Source organism: Cyanobium sp. Lug-B (genome assembly GCF_024345635.1).
In the GTDB taxonomy this organism is placed as follows: Bacteria; Cyanobacteriota; Cyanobacteriia; order PCC-6307; family Cyanobiaceae; genus Cyanobium; species Cyanobium minutissimum.
Genome location: NZ_JAGQBM010000004.1, coordinates 19842 through 36735 on the forward strand (window position 1 = coordinate 19842; position 16894 = coordinate 36735).

At 70.0% G+C, this 16894-nt stretch carries 17 protein-coding genes; 3 read left to right on the forward strand and 14 right to left on the reverse strand.

Annotation, left to right across the window (positions count from 1 at the left end):
* Positions 1-42 precede the first annotated feature (42 nt).
* The 6 genes from KBY81_RS01605 to KBY81_RS01630 form a co-directional block, all read right to left on the reverse strand.
* On the reverse strand, positions 43-2211 hold the full coding sequence (locus tag KBY81_RS01605; protein WP_254975387.1) for a glutamine synthetase III: 2169 nt from the start codon (positions 2209-2211) through the stop codon (positions 43-45).
* Positions 2212-2306: 95 nt separating this feature from the next.
* On the reverse strand, positions 2307-2735 hold the full coding sequence (locus tag KBY81_RS01610; protein WP_106222841.1) for a Hepatitis C virus core protein: 429 nt from the start codon (positions 2733-2735) through the stop codon (positions 2307-2309).
* 13 nt (positions 2736-2748) lie between these two features.
* Positions 2749-3114 carry a hypothetical protein gene (locus KBY81_RS01615; protein ID WP_106222842.1) on the reverse strand — a complete coding sequence of 122 codons (366 nt, stop codon included), beginning with the start codon at positions 3112-3114 and terminating at the stop codon, positions 2749-2751.
* Between the two features lie 71 nt (positions 3115-3185).
* Positions 3186-3878: a pirin-like bicupin family protein gene (locus KBY81_RS01620; protein WP_254975388.1), complete on the reverse strand. Its 693-nt coding sequence runs from the start codon at positions 3876-3878 to the stop codon at positions 3186-3188.
* An 11-nt stretch (positions 3879-3889) separates the two neighbouring features.
* Entirely contained in the window at positions 3890-4408 is a 519-nt protein-coding gene (locus KBY81_RS01625; protein WP_106222844.1) for an NADPH-dependent FMN reductase, read from the reverse strand.
* Between the two features lies 1 nt (position 4409).
* Positions 4410-5477, reverse strand: a complete 1068-nt coding sequence (locus KBY81_RS01630; RefSeq protein WP_254975389.1) for an alkene reductase — start codon at positions 5475-5477, stop codon at positions 4410-4412.
* A 144-nt stretch (positions 5478-5621) separates the two neighbouring features.
* Here KBY81_RS01630 and KBY81_RS01635 point away from each other — a divergent pair, with 144 nt between their 5' ends.
* Positions 5622-5978 (forward strand): helix-turn-helix domain-containing protein, encoded by a 357-nt coding sequence (locus KBY81_RS01635; protein WP_254975390.1) that lies wholly within the window; start codon positions 5622-5624, stop codon positions 5976-5978.
* Here KBY81_RS01635 and KBY81_RS01640 read toward each other — a convergent pair.
* The 4 genes from KBY81_RS01640 to KBY81_RS01655 all read right to left on the reverse strand — a co-directional run bounded on the left by KBY81_RS01640 (position 5887) and on the right by KBY81_RS01655 (position 11912).
* Entirely contained in the window at positions 5887-7890 is a 2004-nt protein-coding gene (locus tag KBY81_RS01640) for a glycosyltransferase (protein ID WP_254975391.1), read from the reverse strand. The two genes, KBY81_RS01635 and KBY81_RS01640, sit on opposite strands and share 92 nt — an antisense overlap.
* Before the next feature lie 630 nt (positions 7891-8520).
* On the reverse strand, positions 8521-9768 hold the full coding sequence (gene glnT, locus KBY81_RS01645) for a type III glutamate--ammonia ligase (protein WP_254975392.1): 1248 nt from the start codon (positions 9766-9768) through the stop codon (positions 8521-8523).
* Positions 9769-9843: 75 nt separating this feature from the next.
* The gene (locus KBY81_RS01650) at positions 9844-10905 is read right to left on the reverse strand and encodes an alpha/beta fold hydrolase (protein ID WP_254975393.1); all 1062 of its coding nucleotides are present in this window, start codon (positions 10903-10905) and stop codon (positions 9844-9846) included.
* Positions 10906-10916: 11 nt separating this feature from the next.
* The gene (locus KBY81_RS01655; protein WP_254975394.1) at positions 10917-11912 is read right to left on the reverse strand and encodes a fatty acid desaturase; all 996 of its coding nucleotides are present in this window, start codon (positions 11910-11912) and stop codon (positions 10917-10919) included.
* Between the two features lie 144 nt (positions 11913-12056).
* On the opposite strand from KBY81_RS01655, the gene KBY81_RS01660 reads away from it, so the two are divergent.
* Both KBY81_RS01660 and KBY81_RS01665 read left to right on the forward strand, forming a co-directional pair.
* Positions 12057-12914, forward strand: coding sequence for a sugar phosphate isomerase/epimerase (locus tag KBY81_RS01660; RefSeq protein ID WP_254975395.1), 858 nt, complete (start codon positions 12057-12059; stop codon positions 12912-12914).
* Positions 12915-12933: 19 nt separating this feature from the next.
* On the forward strand, positions 12934-13149 hold the full coding sequence (locus KBY81_RS01665) for a hypothetical protein (protein WP_254975396.1): 216 nt from the start codon (positions 12934-12936) through the stop codon (positions 13147-13149).
* Here KBY81_RS01665 and KBY81_RS01670 read toward each other — a convergent pair.
* Genes KBY81_RS01670 through KBY81_RS01685 form a run of 4 tightly spaced genes read right to left on the reverse strand, consistent with a single transcriptional unit; the run spans position 13098 to position 16747 of the window.
* Positions 13098-14147 carry an aromatic ring-hydroxylating dioxygenase subunit alpha gene (locus KBY81_RS01670; protein WP_254975397.1) on the reverse strand — a complete coding sequence of 350 codons (1050 nt, stop codon included), beginning with the start codon at positions 14145-14147 and terminating at the stop codon, positions 13098-13100. The two genes, KBY81_RS01665 and KBY81_RS01670, sit on opposite strands and share 52 nt — an antisense overlap.
* A gap of 34 nt (positions 14148-14181) precedes the next feature.
* Complete coding sequence (locus KBY81_RS01675) at positions 14182-14949, reverse strand: ABC transporter ATP-binding protein (protein ID WP_254973169.1); 768 nt, start codon at positions 14947-14949, stop codon at positions 14182-14184.
* Between the two features lie 5 nt (positions 14950-14954).
* A complete protein-coding gene (locus KBY81_RS01680) occupies positions 14955-15731 on the reverse strand; it encodes an ABC transporter permease (RefSeq protein WP_106222889.1) in 777 nt (258 codons plus the stop codon).
* A 5-nt stretch (positions 15732-15736) separates the two neighbouring features.
* A complete protein-coding gene (locus KBY81_RS01685) occupies positions 15737-16747 on the reverse strand; it encodes an ABC transporter substrate-binding protein (protein WP_106222852.1) in 1011 nt (336 codons plus the stop codon).
* Positions 16748-16894: the final 147 nt, after the last annotated feature.

Here is a 16894-nt window from a genome sequence, read left to right on the forward strand (position 1 = left end):
GAGGGCCCCGGAGGGCCCTCGCCGCCGGGACCGATGGGGTGATCAGCGGATGAACAGCATCTCCTGGTAGGAGGGCAGGGGCCAGAGGTTGTCGTCCACCACGGCCTCGAGGGCGTCGACGACCTCCCGCAGCTGGTGCATCAGCGGCAGCAGCGTGTCGGCCGAATAGCGCATGTGGGCCATGGTGCCGTGGGGGGCGTTGCCGATGGCGCTTTCCAGGGCACTGCTGAGCTCCATGAGCTTGGCGCTGAGGGACGCCACCTTGGTCTGGGTTTCCGAGGACACCTGGAGGCCCATGGAGGTCTGGAGCTGCAGGGAGCTGGCCAGCTCTCCCAGATAGCGCATGGCGGCGGGATAGATCTGGGTCTGGGCGATCTGCACGGCCAGCTTGGCCTCCACGTCGATGGCGAGCACGTACTGCTCGGCGTAGACCTCGAAGCGGCTCTCCAGCTCGAGAGGGGTGAGCACACCCTGCTGGGCGAAGAGGTCGCGGACCTCAGGCCGCTGCAGGACGGGCAGGGAATCGGCGGTGGTGGGCAGATTCTCCAGGCCCCGCTCCTCCACGGCGATGCGGTGCCATTCGCTGGAATAGCCGTCGCCGCCGAAGACCACGTTGCCGTGGTCGGTCATGATCTGCTTGAGCACGGAGAAGGCGGCGCCGGGCAGGCTTTCTCCCGCGGCCATCTTCTGCTCCAGCTGGTCGCTCACGTAGGCGAGCGAGTCCGCCAGGATCGTGTTCATGGCCACCAGGGGGCCGGCCACCGACTGGTTGGAGCCGACGGCCCGGAACTCAAAGCGGTTGCCGGTGAAGGCGAAGGGGGAGGTGCGGTTGCGGTCGCCGGGATCCTTGGGGAATTCCGGCAGGGTGTCGACGCCCAGCTGCATCACGCCGGCGTTGCTGGAGCCTTTCACGTCCCCTTCCTTGATCTGGCGGAAGACGTCCTCCAGCTGGCTGCCCAGATAGACGGAGATGATGGCCGGCGGAGCTTCGTTGGCACCGAGGCGATGGTCGTTGCCGGCGGTGGCCACCACGGCCCGCATCAGCGGACCGAACTTGTGCACCCCGCGGATGACGGCGCCGCAGAACAGCAGGAACTGCATGTTCTCGTGGGGGGTGCTGCCGGGATCCAGCAGGTTGCCCTGGGTGGCATTGCCCACCGACCAGTTGACGTGCTTGCCCGAGCCATTGATGCCTTCGAAGGGCTTCTCATGGAGCAGGCAGTTCATGCCGTGGCGGCGTGCCGTGCTCTTGAGAATGGTCATGATCAGCTGCTGGTGATCCGTGGCCACGTTGGCCGCCTCGAAGAACGGGGCGATCTCGAACTGGCCCGGGGCCACTTCGTTGTGGCGGGTCTTGGCGGGGATGCCCAGCTTGTACAGCTGACGCTCCACGTCCTGCATGTACACCTGCACCCGTTGGGGGATGGCGCCGAAGTAGTGGTCGTCGAACTGCTGGCCCTTGGCGGAGGGCTTGCCGAAGAGGGTGCGGCCCGCCAGCAGCAGGTCGGGGCGCAGGGGCACGTAGGCGCTGTCGACCAGGAAGTACTCCTGCTCGGCGCCGCAGCTGGAGTTGACCGGGGCCACGTCGCTTTCCCCAAGCAGCCGCAGCAGCCGCTGGGCCTGCTTGTTCATGGCGGCGTTGGAGCGCAGCAGGGGGGTCTTCTTGTCGAGGGCCTCGCCGGTCCAGGAGATGAAGACGGTGGGGATGCAGAGGGTGAGACCGTTGGGGGTCTCCATCAGGAAGGCCGGGCTGGTGATGTCCCAGGCGGTGTAGCCGCGGGCCTCGAAGGTGGTGCGGATGCCGCCGCTGGGGAAGGAGGAGCCGTCGGGTTCGCCCTGCACCAGGACCTTGCCGGTGAACTCGGTGATCACCGAGCCGTCACCCTGCACCGAGATGAAGCCGTCGTGCTTCTCGGCGGTGGCGTTGGTGAGGGGGTAGAAGACGTGGGCGTAGTAGAGCGCGCCGCGGCTGGTCGCCCATTCCTTCATCGCCTGGGCCACCACGTTGGCGACCGAGACGTCAAGCTTGCCGTTCTCCTTGATGGTGCGCTGCACCGACTTGAAGATGTCCTTGGGCAGGGCCGCCTTCATCTTGGCCAGGCTGAACACGTCGCTGGCCCAGAGCTCATCCAGCGACTCGATGGGGGGGGTCACCACCGGGGGGCGCTGGTGAATCTCCTGAATGGCGGCGAAGCGTTGGGGGCTGGGCATGGAAACAGCTTGGGTCGGCTGGGGGGTATCCAATCCTTGTGTCCTGCCCCATGGGTGGAGCCGTTGATACAGAACGGCAGGTTGCCCGGAGGCCCTCAGCGCAGGTAGGAGCGGATCGCAGGGCGGCACCAGAACACCAGGGCCGCCAGGGTCAGGCCCCAGGCCAGGGGGGCGGCCACCGCCAGCAGGAGCCGTTCCTCACCCACCAGCGCCAGGCGCACGATGCCGTAGGCCATCTCGATCGCCAGATCCAGCGACAGCGCCACGATCGCGACCACCTGTCCCCAGAGGCGCCACTTCAGCAGGGCGACACAGGCGACGACGCCCAGGGCCACCGCCGGCAGCACGGCACTGGTGTAGACGACGATATTGGCCGTCCGCCAGAGGCTGGAGAGCAGGATCGCCGCCAGGCCCAGCGGCAGGGCCAGCAGGTTGGCCACCAGGCCGAGCCAGGCGAGCACCCGGTAGCCGCGGGGCGGCTGCAGTTCCGCAAGGGCGGCAGGGGTCGGTGAGAGCGTCTGCATCCGATGGATTCTCTCAGTTGCGGTCAGGGAGCGCGCCGTCCCTGTCGGATCGAAACACCAGCTCCAGGTCGGGCATCACCTCGGCCGCGATCGCCACCAGGGTCTCGAACAGCGCCTTGGTGTGGGGCGCCCCCGCCCCCATGGCCTCCCGGCTCATCAGCACCAGTTCCAGCACGGGGCCATCCGCCTTGGCCTGCACGTCGGCGATCAGCTGCAGCCGCAGGGTCTCGTGCTCCCCCCGCACGATGGCGCTGAGATGGGCGGGGGAGCGGTGCTCCACATCGGCGTGGAACCGCAGGACCAGGGGATCCAGCCGACCGATGAGCTCCGTCGGCGGCAGGGGGACCCGGGGCCTGAAGAGCAGCAGGAAACGGGCCATGACGTCGGGCTGGTCCCCCCATCCTGGGGCCGTGCCGGGGGCGGCGTCCGCCGGGGCCGTCGGGGGGCCGATCAGCGCAGTTCGAACAGGAGCACATCCGCCCCGTCAGGGCCCGCCAGGAAGCTGTCCGCCGGGGCCGCCGCAAAGCCCAGACCGTCACCCCGCCGCAGCGGCCGCCCGAAGGCCGTGCCCTCCCCCTCGATCATCTGCAGCCAGCCGTTGGCGTCGGGGGCGATGGCCAGCTCCAGCCGCTCGCCGGCACCGGCCCGGGCCCGGCAGAGCCGCACCGGCCGGTTGATGGCCAGGGCCCCATCGCGGCCGTCCGGATCGAGCAGCGGCGTCCAGCCGGGCCGGAGCACGAACGGCTCCTGGCGGTAGGCGGGCGGGTGGCCGGCACGGTCCGGCTCGATCCAGATCTGCAGCAGCCGGCAGGGGATGGCGCCCCGGTTCATCTCGCTGTGGACCACCCCGGTGCCGGCGCTCATCGCCTGCACTTCTCCGGCCCGCAGCACCTCGCTGTGGCCCATGGAGTCCTGGTGGTTGAGCTGGCCATCCACCATCACCGTGACGATCTCCATGTCCCGGTGCGGATGCATGCCGAAGCCGCGGCCGGCGGCGATGGTGTCGTCGTTGATCACCCGCAGCGGTCCGAACCCCATCCAGGCCGGATCGTGGTGGTGGGAAAAGGAGAAGCTGTGCCAGCTGTCCAGCCAGTCAAGCTGGCTGTGGAAGCGCTCGGCGGCGGGGCGGAAGACGAGGGTCATGGGGCGGGTCCTCAGGGTTGAATCGGTTCCATGCGCTGGAGGCGATGCACGATGTCGTCGATGCTGGTGTCCTTGGCGGGATTGCTGCGGCTGCTGGAGAGCTGGCGACCCACCACGTGGGCCCCGAGGTGGGCCAGCTGGATGCGCAGCACGGCCAGCACCTCGATGCCGGGACCGCCGGAATGGGTGGCGATTGCCACCGGCCGGCCGTTGAACAGGGTGCGGAAGCCGTCCCCCTGAACCGAGAGCCAGGCGATGGCGCTGGTCAGCACCGGCGGCAGGGAGCCGTTGTATTCGGGGGCGCAGATGACCCAGCGGGGGGCGGTCTCGAGCCTGCGGCTCAGCCCCTCCACTTCGGCGGGCAGGCCGGACGCGGCGTGGGTGCGGGGGTTGTAGAGCGGCAGCGGCAGGCTGGTGAGGTCGAGCACCTCGGCGGCCATGCCGCGGGCGCGGCCCGCGGCGGCGAAACGCTCGGCGAGTTTCAGGTTCTCGCCGTTGCTGGCACTGAGCACCAGGAGATCGGGGGACATGTCAGGCGGATTCCAGGAAGGGGTAGTCGGTGTAGCCGGCCGGACCGGGGGTGTAATAGGTGGATGGATCGGCGGCCTGCAGGGGTGCGCCGCGGAGCAGGCGCTCGGGCAGGTCCGGGTTGGCCAGGAACGGCGTGCCGAAGGCCACCGCATCGAGCTGGCCGGCGGCGATGGCGGCGTTGGCCTCCTCGGCCGTGTAACCCATGTTCCCCACCAGCACCCCGCTGAAGCCGGCCCGGATCGGGGTGAGCACATCGCCGTGCTGCTGGCCGAGGAAGTCCCCCCGCATCACGTGCAGGTAATCCAGGCCCGTGCTCTCCAGCCGTTCCGCCAGCCAGCCCGACAGGCCGATGGGGTCGCTGTCGACCATGGCGTTGTAGCCGTTGAGCGGCGAGATCCGCAGGCCCACCAGGGGCGATTCGGCCCGGGCGGCCTCCAGCACCTCCAGCAGCAGCCGGGCCCGGTTGGCCACCGGCCCGCCGTAGGGACCCTGGCGCCGGTTGCTGCCGTCCCGCAGGAACGAGTCGAGCAGGTAGCCGTTGGCGCCATGCACCTCGACCCCGTCGAAGCCGGCGTCGATGGCGTTGCGGGTGGCCTGGCGGAACCCCTCCACGATGGCGGGCAGTTCGTCGTCAGCCAGCTCCCGGGGAACGACATAGGGCTGTTTCCCTTCCGGGGTGTGCACCTCATCGCCGGTGATGGCGATCGGGCTCGGCCCCACCGGCTGGCGGCCCCCGTTGAGCAGGGGGTGGCAGGCCCGGCCGCCGTGCCAGATCTGCAGCACGATGCGCCCACCGGCGGCATGGACCGCGTCGGTGGTGAGCCGCCAGCCCGCCACCTGGGCCGCCGAATGGATGCCGGGCTCGTGCCAGAAGGACGAGTTGCCCTCCATCACCATCGTGGCTTCGGCGATCAGCAGGCCGGCGCTGGCCCGCTGCTGGTAGTAGGTGGCCATCAGCGGGCCCGGAACGTGGTCCGGCTCGGCCCGGCATCTGGTGAGGGGGGCCATCAGCACCCGGTTGGGCAGCAGCAGCGGGCCCACGGTCAGGGGGGTGAACAGGTCGCTCATGGGGCGGTGACCGGCCGGCCGGGGCGGGAAGGCCCCGGGCCGTAAGGGATTGTTAAGGTCATGGGGGGACTCTGGCGGACACGCACCCTGACTGACAAGAACGCACCGGCTTGTGCCTGGGGCACCCACCGGTAACCGAGACCCGTGACGGCCTCCCTTTCCGATCCCGAACCCTCCGGTGGCTCCGAGCTCTGCCCGGCCGAGCTGGCCCTGCAGGTGATGCGCGGCCGCTGGAAGCTGCTGATCCTCTGCCGGCTCCGCGAGGGCCCCCAGCGGTTCTCGGCCCTGCAGCGGGCCCTGACGGGGGTGAGTCACAAGGTGCTGACCGCCCAGCTTCGGGAGCTGGAGGCCGATGCCGTCGTCTGCCGGCACGTCTTCGGTGAGGTGCCGCCGCGGGTGGAGTACGACCTCAGCGAGCGGGGTCGGGCGCTGCTGCCCGTGCTGGAAGGTCTGCACGCCTGGGGAGCGGCAGCCCCACCAGCGGTGGAAGCTGGGGAATGAGACTGCGGCGGAACCAGCTCTCCGGTGCCACCCGCTGCAGGGTGCGCAGCAGGACAAGGGGCAGGGTGCGGAGCTCGAAGGGGGCCCGCAGGGTGGGCCAGAGTCCCTCGCGTCGGTAGAGAAGAGTGTCCAGCTCATCCCGCTGCCACGGGGTGAGCGGTCCCCAGACCCCGCCGATGGCACCCGATTCCAGGGCCATCGCCAGAAACGGCAGCGCCACACCGGGCACCAGACCCTCCAGGCTGAGGCTGTCGGCCGCCTGCAGCGTCGGCCCATCCTCTGCCCGCTCCAGGCCGAGTTCGGCGCCCGTGGCGCTGACGGCCCGCAGGCGCCCGTGCACGATCCCGCCGCGGTGACGGAGCCGCACCGGCACCGACAGGGCGAACCAGGGAACCCCATCCCGGTGGGGCCGATCCCAGCAGCTGCGGATCGCCAGCAGCAGCAGCAGGCCGTTGAGCAGGCTCCAGCCCAGCACCACCCCGACCGTGGCGGCCGAGACCGGCAGCACCCCCTGCTGGCCGGCCAGCAGCGGCAGCCGACCCGGCGCCAGGTTCCAGAGCGCCACGAGCTGCAGCGCCAGCAGCACCAGCAGCGGCAGCAGCAGGCCCGGATCCGGGCCGGAGGCCCCCCGGCCGACCACCGCCTTCGGGGTGACCCGGAAGCGCCGCGGCCGGCCCAGGGCCGTGGCGACCACGGCGGCACAGATCGGCACCAGGAAGATCCACCGGTACAGCTCCGGCAAGATCGCGGCGCGGGCGTGGCCGCTCAACCAGCGGGTGAGCAGCAGCTGGCTGCAAACGAACGGCATGGCGACCGTGAGCAGGGCATCGCCGCTGAAGAGGATCGGGGCGACGCCGAGCAGGCCCAGGCTGAGCGGCGTGCAGAGCAGCACCAGCTGGGCCGGGAAGGTGAACCAGTGCAGGATGCCTTCGCTGTAGGCCAGTCGCTGCAGGGGGCTGAGCCCGGGGATCCGCAGCGGATCGGCGCCCGTGCGCAGGGTCTGCAGGGAGCCGCTGCCCCAGCGGCAGCGCTGCCGCGCCATGGCCGTGGCCGTGAAGGGGGCCAGACCGGCGCTCAGCTTCTCGGAGAGGTAATGGTTGCGGTAACCGGCGGCGGTGATCCGAATGCCGGTGGCCAGGTCCTCCGACGGGGTGGCCGTCTCGAAACCGCCCACCCGATCGAGCGCCTCACGCCGCATCACGAAGGAGGTGCCGGCGCAGACCACGGCATTGAGGTTCTGGCGGGTGGGCTGGATCCAGCGGTAGAAGCTTTCCTCGTCCGGCAGCAGCCAGCGCTCCAGGCGCAGGTTGCGCATCACCGGATCGGCGTTCATGTAGCTCTGGGGCGTCTGCACGAAACCCACGGCCGGGTCGGCGAACAGGCCGACCGTGCGGCGCAGGAAGGGTTGCAGGGGCACGACGTCGGCGTCGAAGACCGCCACCAGCTCCCCCTTGCAGAGGCGCAGTGCGTGGTTGAGGTTGCCGGCCTTGGCATGGGCGTGCTCCCGGCGGGCGACATAGCGGCAGCCGAGGCGATCGCAGAGTTCCGCCAGCTCGGGCCGGTCGCTGTCGTCGAGCAGCCAGACCGTGTGGCTGGGGTAGTCCATCGCCAGGCAGCCCCGCAGGCAGCGCTCCACCAGATCGGCCGGTTCGCCGCAGCTGGGCACCAGCACGTCGACGGACGGGGCAGGTGTGGGGATCGGACCGGCGGCGGGCGCCGGCCGTTCGGGCAGGAGCGTGAACCAGAGCTGCAGAAAGAACCCGGCCAGCAGGACCAGTTCCGCCGCCAGGGTCAGCAGGCTCAGGCTGGCGGCCAGCGGGGTGGCCAGGTTGAGGCTGGCGGTGAAGCGCCAGGCCAGGTAGCGGGCCCCCAGCAGTGTCAGCAGCAGCACGGCCCAGGGCAGGCGTGTCATCGACCCTGACCAATTGTTAAGACAACCTAGGCGGTTGAACCGGGCCGGCGGGATCCGGCCGCCCGACTGGCGATGGCCCATGAAAAAGCCCGGCGTCCAGGATCGCCGGGCTTGGGGCGGAACGAAGCTGTTCCAGCACTATCACTGATGATTGACGATCAGATGAAGGGTCTGACGAGCTGTTCAGAAGGGCTGACGATCGGGTCCTTGGGGACCGTGGATGGGTGATGGGGGGGGAGCCGAGGATGCTCCTCCGCCATGGGCGCGCCATCAATGGGAGGTCAGCGGGGCTGGGGATCCATCGGAGTCCCCGGGGGTGGGTTTCGGAGTCGGAGCTGCGGAGGGAGGCACCTGGGGCCGAGGCATCCAGGGGCCGGTTTCCATGAACCCGTGGGCACCTGAACGATGCATCGGGTGATCGGTGAACGACCGGGAAACCGTTGATGGGAACAAGACTGTTGGAGCAGGGGCCTGCCGTCAGCACACTCCTGACATCTGACCGGGTGGGGTGTCATCCATCGCTGGAGCCTCCTGGTTTCTGAACTCACTTTCACCCCTCCCCGCCGCCCTGGCCATAGGCAATCGTGCCGGTCTTCGCCCCTGCGGGGGGCGGGCCAGCTCCCGGCGCCCTCACTCGTCGTTGCGCTGGGCCACCAGGGCTTCATAGGCGGTGCAGAACGGCTCCCCCAGGGCGTCCCGCAGGGGCGCGTCGTGGCGGAAGGCCTCGAGGGCATCGGCGTGACAGGTGGGCAGGGAGGTCGCCCCCGCCGGCGACTCCACGTAGGTGTTCACGTCGCTGCGGGCCCCGGGATCGAGCTGCCGTTCCATGCCGTCCAGGCCCGCCGCCAGCACCGCCGCCTGGAGCAGGTAGGGGTTGGCGGCGCCGTCGCCGAGCCGCAGCTCGATCCGCTGGTCGTCGGGGATGCGGACCATGTGGGTGCGGTTGTTGCCGCCGTAGCTGATCCAGGAGGGGGACCAGGTGGCGCCGGAACTGGTGACGGACCGGGCCAGCCGCCGGTAGCTGCCGGCCACCGGATTGGTGAGGGCGCACAGGGCCGGCGCATGGGCCAGCAGACCGGCCAGAAAGCGGTAGGCGATCTCCGACAGGCCCTTCTCCCCGGCCGGGTCGTGGAACACGTTGCGCCCCCCCTCGTCCCAGAGGGAGGCATGCAGATGGGCCCCGTTGCCGGTGAGGGCCGGAATCGGCTTGGGCTGGAAGCTCACCCGCACCCCATGGCGTTCCGCCAGGGCGGCCGCCATGACCCGGAAGAAGGCATGGCGGTCGGCGGTCAGCAGCGATTCGGCATAGGTCCAGTTGAGCTCGAACTGGCCGTTGGCGTCCTCGTGATCGGCCTGGTACGGGCCCCAGCCGAGGCTCTCCATGCCGTCCAGCAGTTCGCTGATCAGCGGGTAGTGGCGCATCAGGGCCAGTTGGTCGTAGCAGGGCTTGGACTGCCGGTCGAGGCCATCGGCGATGGCGTCCCGTTCCGGGTCCATCAGGATGAACTCCGCCTCCACGCCGCTGCGGAACTGCAGGCCCAGGGCCGCTGCCCGGGCGATCTGGCGCTGGAGCACCCGGCGGGGCGACTGCTCCAGCACCTGGCCCTCCACCTGCAGATCGGTGGCCACCCAGGCCACGTCCGGCTGCCAGGGGAGCACCATCAGGCTGGTGGGATCGGGGATCGCCAGCACGTCCGGATCGGCCGGGGTCATGTCCAGCCAGGCGGCGAAACCGGCGAAGCCGGCGCCGGATCGGGCCAGTTCGGCCGCCGCGGCCGCCGGCACCAGCTTGGCCCGCTGCACCCCGAACAGGTCGCAGAAGGAGAAGAGGAAGTGGCGGATGCCATGGGTGGCGGCGAAGCGGGCCAGATCGGTCATCGGGGGGTGTGGGGTGGGCGGGTGTGGGGCGGTGAGGGGGTGGCTGACCGGAGGCGGTCCGTCGGTGCAGGGCCGTCAGTCGGCACAGAGCCGGTTCACGGCGGCCCGCAGCTGGCCCTGCTCGGCCGGGGAGTCGCGGGGGTTGCCGGCCCGGTGGCCCAGGTCGGACTCCAGGACCTCGAAGTGGGCATCGCGGATCAGGGCGGCCTCCGCCTGGCAGTCGTCGGGGGTGAAATAGAGGTCGTGGCGGCCGGCGATCACGGCGGTGCGGGCCCGGACCCGGCCCAGGGCCGCGGCCAGGTCGGCATCGGGATCGCCACCGCCACCGCCACTGCCATCGCCACCGGCGGCGCTGATCCCGGCGGCGGCGGCCACGTCGTTCGCCAGCCAGACGTCGAGCATGGCCAGCAGGTCATGGGGGTCGTGGCGGCGGTAGGCCGGCAGCCAGGCCTGCTCCACGTAGGCCTCGACGCTGGCGTAGCCCAGCTGGCGGTGGGCGCCGCGGCGATAGAAGGGCTGGCTGGCGGCCCAGCTGGCGTAGATCAGGGCGAAGGTGCGCAAGCCCTGCTCCGGCACGCCCTGAAACCGCAATCCATCCCAGTGGGGATCGGCGGTGAGGGCCTGGCGCAGGCTGAGCAGGAACACCCGGTTGTGGGCTGTGGTGCGCGCGGTGCCGCAGACACAGCAGATGCGCTGGGTCCGCTCCGGCTCCAGCACGGCCCAGTGGTAGGCCTGCTGGGCCCCCATGGACCAGCCGTAGATGAGGGCCGGGCTCGCCACCCGGAAGACCTCCTCCAGCAGTCGGCGCTGGGCGGCCACGTTGTCACGGTGATCCACGGGCCAGCGCCCCGCCACGAGCCCTGGCCCGGCGTTGCTGGGGCTGGTGGAGCGGCCGTTGCCGAACTGGCTCACCAGCACCACGCACCAGCGCTGCGGATCCAGGATCGGTCCCACCACCCAGTCGATGTCCTCGGGCCAGGCGCCGTAGGAGCTCGGATAGAGCACCAGGTTGGAGCGGTCGCTGGCCAGCGTTCCGTAGACCCGGTAGTCGAGCCAGGCGGAGGCAAGGGTGCCCCCGGCGGCGAGGGGAAGGTCCCCGAGCGCGAAGCGGCGCGGGGGGGCTGGGCTGGCGGGCAAGGGAGTGGGATTCAGGGGAGGGCCAGACGGGCGGGATCGCGCAGGAAGTCGCGGTGCACCGACAGATAGCCCTGGCCTGTGTGCACCTCGTGGGGGGCCAGATGGCGATGGGCCTCGGCGAGGGCGTGGAAGGGTACCGAGGGGTAGAGGTGGTGCTCGACGTGGAAGGGCATCTCCCACATCAGCCAGCGCAGGGGAGGAAGGGTCCGGGTGGTGCGGGTGTTGCTGAGGCCGTTGCTGTCGGTGCTGCAGCCCCCGTGCTCGGCCATCAGCACGAAGCGCAGCAGGGGCTGGCCGACGGCCAGGGGCAGCAGCCAGTACCAGAACAGGGCGCCGTTGCCCTGCCAGAAGGAGGCGGCGAGCAGGGCGGCGTAGACGGCGACCTGGAGCCGGATCGAGCGGGTGACGGCCGCGGCCGCCTCGGCGGGGATGTAGGGCCTGCCGCCGAAGTCACCGCGCAGGCCGGCGGTGTGGCCCCGCAGCTTGCCGATCCACCAGGGAATCCCGCTGAGCTCCAGCAGATAGGCGGCCAGGGTGCTGGGGGGGGCCTCCTCCAGCTCCGGATCGAGGCCCGGCTGGTGGGTGAAGCGATGGTGCCACTGGTGGTAGCGGCGGTAGTAGTCGGCGTTGTAGAAGCTCAGCAGTCCGGCCCACCAGGCCACGGTGTCGTTGAGGCCCTTGCCGGCGAAGGCGGTGCGGTGGCCGCACTCGTGCATGGCGCAGAAGCCGAAGGCCAGGCCCCAGCCCAGCAGCAGCAGGCCCGTCAGACGCAGGGCCCAGGACCCAGCGCCGGGAAGGGCCTGCGGCCAGGGCCATCCCCAGAGCAGGGCCCCGAGCCCCAGCACCGCGAGGTGGAAGGTCAGCCGGCGCCAGCCGGGTCCGTCGCGACGCTCGTTGAGGCGCTGCAGCAGCGGAGCGGACAGCAGCGGCTCGGCGGCGCCCGGGCCGGCCGCCGGTGGCGCGGAGGGTGGGGAGGCGGTCACGAAGGTCGCCGTCGGCCGGCGCATGGGAGATGTCGTGGATCCACTGTCCCGCCCGGGGTCGGCCGCACACCGTTCGTCACGAACACTTGCTCCGGGTGGGGCGGTGGGGATGGTTACCGGGCGCCGGCCGGCGGCAGGGAAGAGTGGGCCCCGCGTCGTGCCCCTCCAGTGCCTTCCCTGCTGTTCTTCTCCCTCTGGGGCTTCGAGGGCCCCCTGGCCACCGCCCTGGAGACGGCCGAGCGGGGGGGCTTCGACGGGCTGGAGCTGAACATCCTCCATCCATCCCTGGTCAGCGACCCGGCCGGACCCGCCCGCCTGCTGGGGTCCGGCAGACCCCTGGTGCTGGAGGTGGTCACCGGCGGCGGCTACGTGCCGGAGCTGGCCGTCACGCCGGCGCAGCACCTGGCGGAACTGGACGACCAGCTCCGCCGCTGCGCCGCGCTTCGCCCCCACCGGGTGACCGTGCTCACCGGCAGCGATGCCTGGCCCCTTGAGCGGCAACAGGCCTTCCTGGCCGAGGCCCAGACGCTGGCGGCGACCAGTGGCCTGGCGGTGAGCTTCGAGACCCACCGTTCCCGCTGCCTGGGGATGCCCTGGACGATCGCGCCGCTGCTCGAGGCCGTGCCGGGTCTGCGGCTCACGGCCGACCTGAGCCACTGGTGCGTCGTGGCGGAGCGGCTGATGACCCCGGATCTGGCGCCGGTGCGGTTGATGGCCGACCGGGTCGACCACATCCATGCCCGGGTGGGCCATGCCCAGGGTCCCCAGGTGTCCCATCCCTTCGCCCCGGAGCATGCGGAGGCACTCGCGGCCCACCGGGCCTGCTGGCGCCTGTTCACCGAAAGGGCGCTCCAGCGTGGTGCTGCCCCGCCCAGCTTCACCCCCGAGTTCGGACCGGACGGCTACATGCCCACCCTGCCGTTCACCGACCGTCCGGTGGCCGACCTGCTGACGATCAACGTGGCGATGGCGCAGTGGTTGCGTAGCCAGCCGTTAGCCGGAAACAGCGATAAGCTGTGTTCATAGTGAACAGAGTGACGTCATGATGAACGTGATCGACGCCCCGACCGTCTCACCGTCGGCCAGCCGCTCCAGCGATGGGTCCGATCCCCGCCGGGCCGCCCTGGTCGCTTCCCTGCGGGCCCGCTATGCCATCGCTGAGCAGCGCCAGGACGCCGATGCCAAGCGCGCCCTGTTCAAGGAGGCCGCTTACCTGGGCATCCGCCCCGACGCGTACCAGGGCTCCAGCAGCGCCGCGTAGATCGCCTGCTGGTGCAGGATCCGGGCCTCCAGCCTGTGCGGCGGGCCGGTGCGGAAACCCTCCCTGTAACCGCGCTGGGCCGATTCCACCAGGGCCCGGTCCTCGGCCAGGAAATGGACCATCTCCGCCATCAGTGCCTCCCCTTCGTCCTGGCGTGAGGCGGGCCCCAGCAGCCACACCTGCATGCGGCAGGTGTCCAGCGTCTCGGGCAGGAACTGGATCATCGCCAGCCGTCCGTCGGGCCACAGCAGCAGGTGGTTCCAAGGCGGCAGGCCGAAGGTGAGAAACGCACCGTCCCCCTCGGGTGAGGGGGTGGCCAGCACGTTGGCCCAGGTGCCGAAGCGATGGCGGTAGTCGCGCACCGGGCCCTGCAGCCGATGCAGGGTGGTGGGATGGGCGATGGCGACGTGGTAGTCGTCGAGGGTGTTGTCGTGGGCGATCTTCCAGTTGCAGGCAAGCCCCCGTTCGTGGAAAGCCAGGGGCACCAGGGTTCGGGCGAGGGCGTCGGGGGCTTCCTGCAGCGGCAGATCCAGCTGGTCGTCGATGGGGATCGGCTCGGCCCCCAGGGCCACCCAGATCAGGGAGGCCCGCACCTGGCAGTCGAGGGCCTCCAGCGGCCAGGCGCCGCGCTCGAACGGGTCGACGAACTCCCCTTCCCTGGCGGCCGCCAGCAGCGTTCCGCCCAGGTCGTAGGTCCAGCCGTGGTACGGGCAGACCAGCCGGCGGCAGGCCACGCTGCCTTCCGCCGGCTCGTGGAAGGCCACGGCCCGGTGGGGACAGCGGTTGCGGAAGGCCCGCACGGCCCCATCACGGCCGTGGCAGAGCAGTACGGGAAGCCCCAGCAGCTCCAGCGCCCGCACATGCCCCGGCGGCAGATCGGCGGCGGCGGCGACGGGGTGCCAGAAGCGGGTGGCGTAGTGCTCGCGCTCGAGGGCGGCGACGGCCGGGGAGCCGTAGAGATCCGGCGGCAGAAAGGCGGCCCGGGTGGCGGTGTCCATGGAACGGTGGGTCAGGACGGGTCGGACGGAACGCTCAGAGCAGGGAACCATCCAGGCTGCGCAGGCGGCTGGCCAGTTCCTCCCGCAGCTCCAGGAAGGGCTGGGACACGCGCAGGTGGCGCAGGTCGGAGCGATCCAGACGGACATCGACGCTGTGGACGATCCGGCCGGGCCGCGGCGCCATGATGTGAACGGTGCCGGCCAGCAGCAGCGCCTCCTCGATGTCGTGGGTGATCAGCAGCGCGGTGAGTCCGGTGCGCTTCCAGAGGTCGTGGAGGAATTCCTGCATCGATTCGCGGATCTGCAGATCCAGCGCCCCGAACGGTTCGTCCAGCAGCAGCACCTTGGGCTCTGTCGCCAGGGCCCTGGCGATGGCCACCCGTTGCTGCATGCCCCCCGAGAGTTCCCGGGGCAGCAGCCGGGCCGCGTCCGCCAGCCCGACCACGTCGAGGAAGTAGGCGGTCCGCTCGCGGATCTCCGCCTTGTCCCGTCCCTGGAGCGACAGGCCGAAGGCCACGTTCTGCGCCGCCGTGAGCCAGGGGTAGAGGCTGTACTTCTGGAACACCATGCCCCGGTCGGAGCCGGGGCGCCGGACCGGCACGCCATCCAGCTGAATGGTGCCTTCGCTGGGCCGCTCCAGACCGGCGATCAGCCGCATCACGGTGGACTTGCCGGAGCCGGAACTGCCGACCAGGGCCATGAACTGACCCGAGACCAGTTCGAAGCTGATGTTCTCGAGAACGAGCTTGCGATCCCGCCCCTCGCCGAAACTCTTGGAGACCTGGGAAACCTGGAGATGCATGGGGTTCAATTGGCCCAGGAACAGGACCGTCGCATCAGAAACCGGAAACCCAGATCGATCATCAGGCCGATCAGTCCGATCACGATCAGGCCGACGAAGATCTCATCGGTGCGCAGGAATCGCTGGGCCAGGCTGATGCGTTTACCCAGTCCCTCGTTGGCGGCCACCAGTTCGGCGACGATCACGAGGTTCCAAGCCGAGGCCATGTTGATCCGGTAGGTGTCGAGCACTTGGGGGGCGATGTAGGGGGCCACCACCCGGGTCAGGATCGGCAGGCCCCGGCCTCCCAGGGTGAGGGCCGTTTCCACCAGTTCGGAGGGAACGAACTTCACCGCATCCATGATCATCAGGGTATTGAAGAAGAAGGTGCCGATGAAGATGAGCATCACCTTCGGCAACTCCTCAAGACCGAAATAGATGATCAGCAGGGGGATGAAAGCGGGCGCCGGCATGTAGCGGATCAGCGCCATCAGTGGCTCGAGAAAGTGGCAGATGGTCCGGTTCGTGCCCATGGCGATGCCGATCGGCAGGGCCAGCCCTGCCGAGATGGCGAAGCCGATGAACACCCGCTGGATGCTGGCCACCGCATCCGCCACCAGGATGCCGCGCTGGAACTGGTCGCTGCCCGCCAGCCACACCGCTCCGGGGCTCGGCAGGAAGAGCTTGTCGACCATGCCGCTGGCGGTGACCAGCCACCACATCAGGAAGACGGTGAGGATGCCGAGCACCCCCAGAACCCAGGGGTGGCTGAGGAGGCGGCGCAGGGCGGGGGACCGGGCCATGGTGCTCAACGGGCGTTGTCGACGAACTGGGAATTCAGCAGGTTGGTGAGGTCGGGCTTGGTCTTGGCCAGGCCCGTCTCCACCAGGAAGGCGCTGATCTGCTCGGCGGCATAGGGCAGCGACAGCATCGTGGTGCCCGGCTTGAAGTTGCTGCGGTTCTCCTCGAGGGTCTGGATGGTGGTGCCGGCGTTGTACTCCTTGAACTCGGCCTCGCTCACGCCGGAGCGTTCCACCAGAATCGGCAGGGTGCCGGCGGGGTCGTCCTTGATCGTGGCGAGCGTGGCGAACCAGGCGTTGACGATCTTCTGGACCTTCTCGGGATTCTTGGCGACGAATTCCGTGCGGCAGACGAGCAGATCGCTGATCGCCCCGGGGTGATCCTTGGAGGTGGCCAGGGCCCGGCTACCCGGCCGCTTCAGAGCCTGGGTGGTGAATGGCGCATAAACGCCCGCCGCATCCACCTTGCCCGCCGCGAAGGCGGCGGCGGCGGCACCGGTTTCGAGGGGAACGAAGGTGATGTCCTTGGCGGAGAGGCCCGCATCCTTGAGCACCTTCAGCAGCAGGAAGTGGTCGACGGTGCCTTCCTCGGCGGCGACCTTCTTGCCCTTCAGATCAGGGATCGACTTGATCTCGGCCGCGGCGATGATCTGGTCATTGCCGGTGGAGAAATCGTTCTGGAGCACCACCTGGAGATCCGCTCCACCCGCCACCGAACTGATCGTGTCGTTGAGGGTCTGGCTGTTGCAGTCCAGCTGGCCGGCGTTGAGGGCGTTGATCGAATCCAGATAGCCGTCGAACCACTGCATCGAAGCCGCCACCCCCTGCTTGTCGAACAGCCCCTTGACCTCGGTGACCTTCCAGGGGAACCAGCCCGGCCAGGCGCTGTAGCCGATCTTGACGGGCGTCTCCTGGCTGGCCGGCTGCTGGCAACCGGCCAGCAATCCTCCCCCGAGGGCGGCCATCAGGGCGAGGGCGATGGCCCGGCGTTGACGACGGAAAAAGGTGGCTTTCAACATCAGGAAATCGGGGGAGGGGCGGTGGCTGCTCGGATGGGAAGACGACCGGTTCAGGCGCGTTTCCGAGTCGATGGTGAACTGGAAAGTGGGCTGGGTTCGAGACCTGGTTGCGTGGGTGGATGGGTGAAGGGAGCCCCCCGTGAAGAG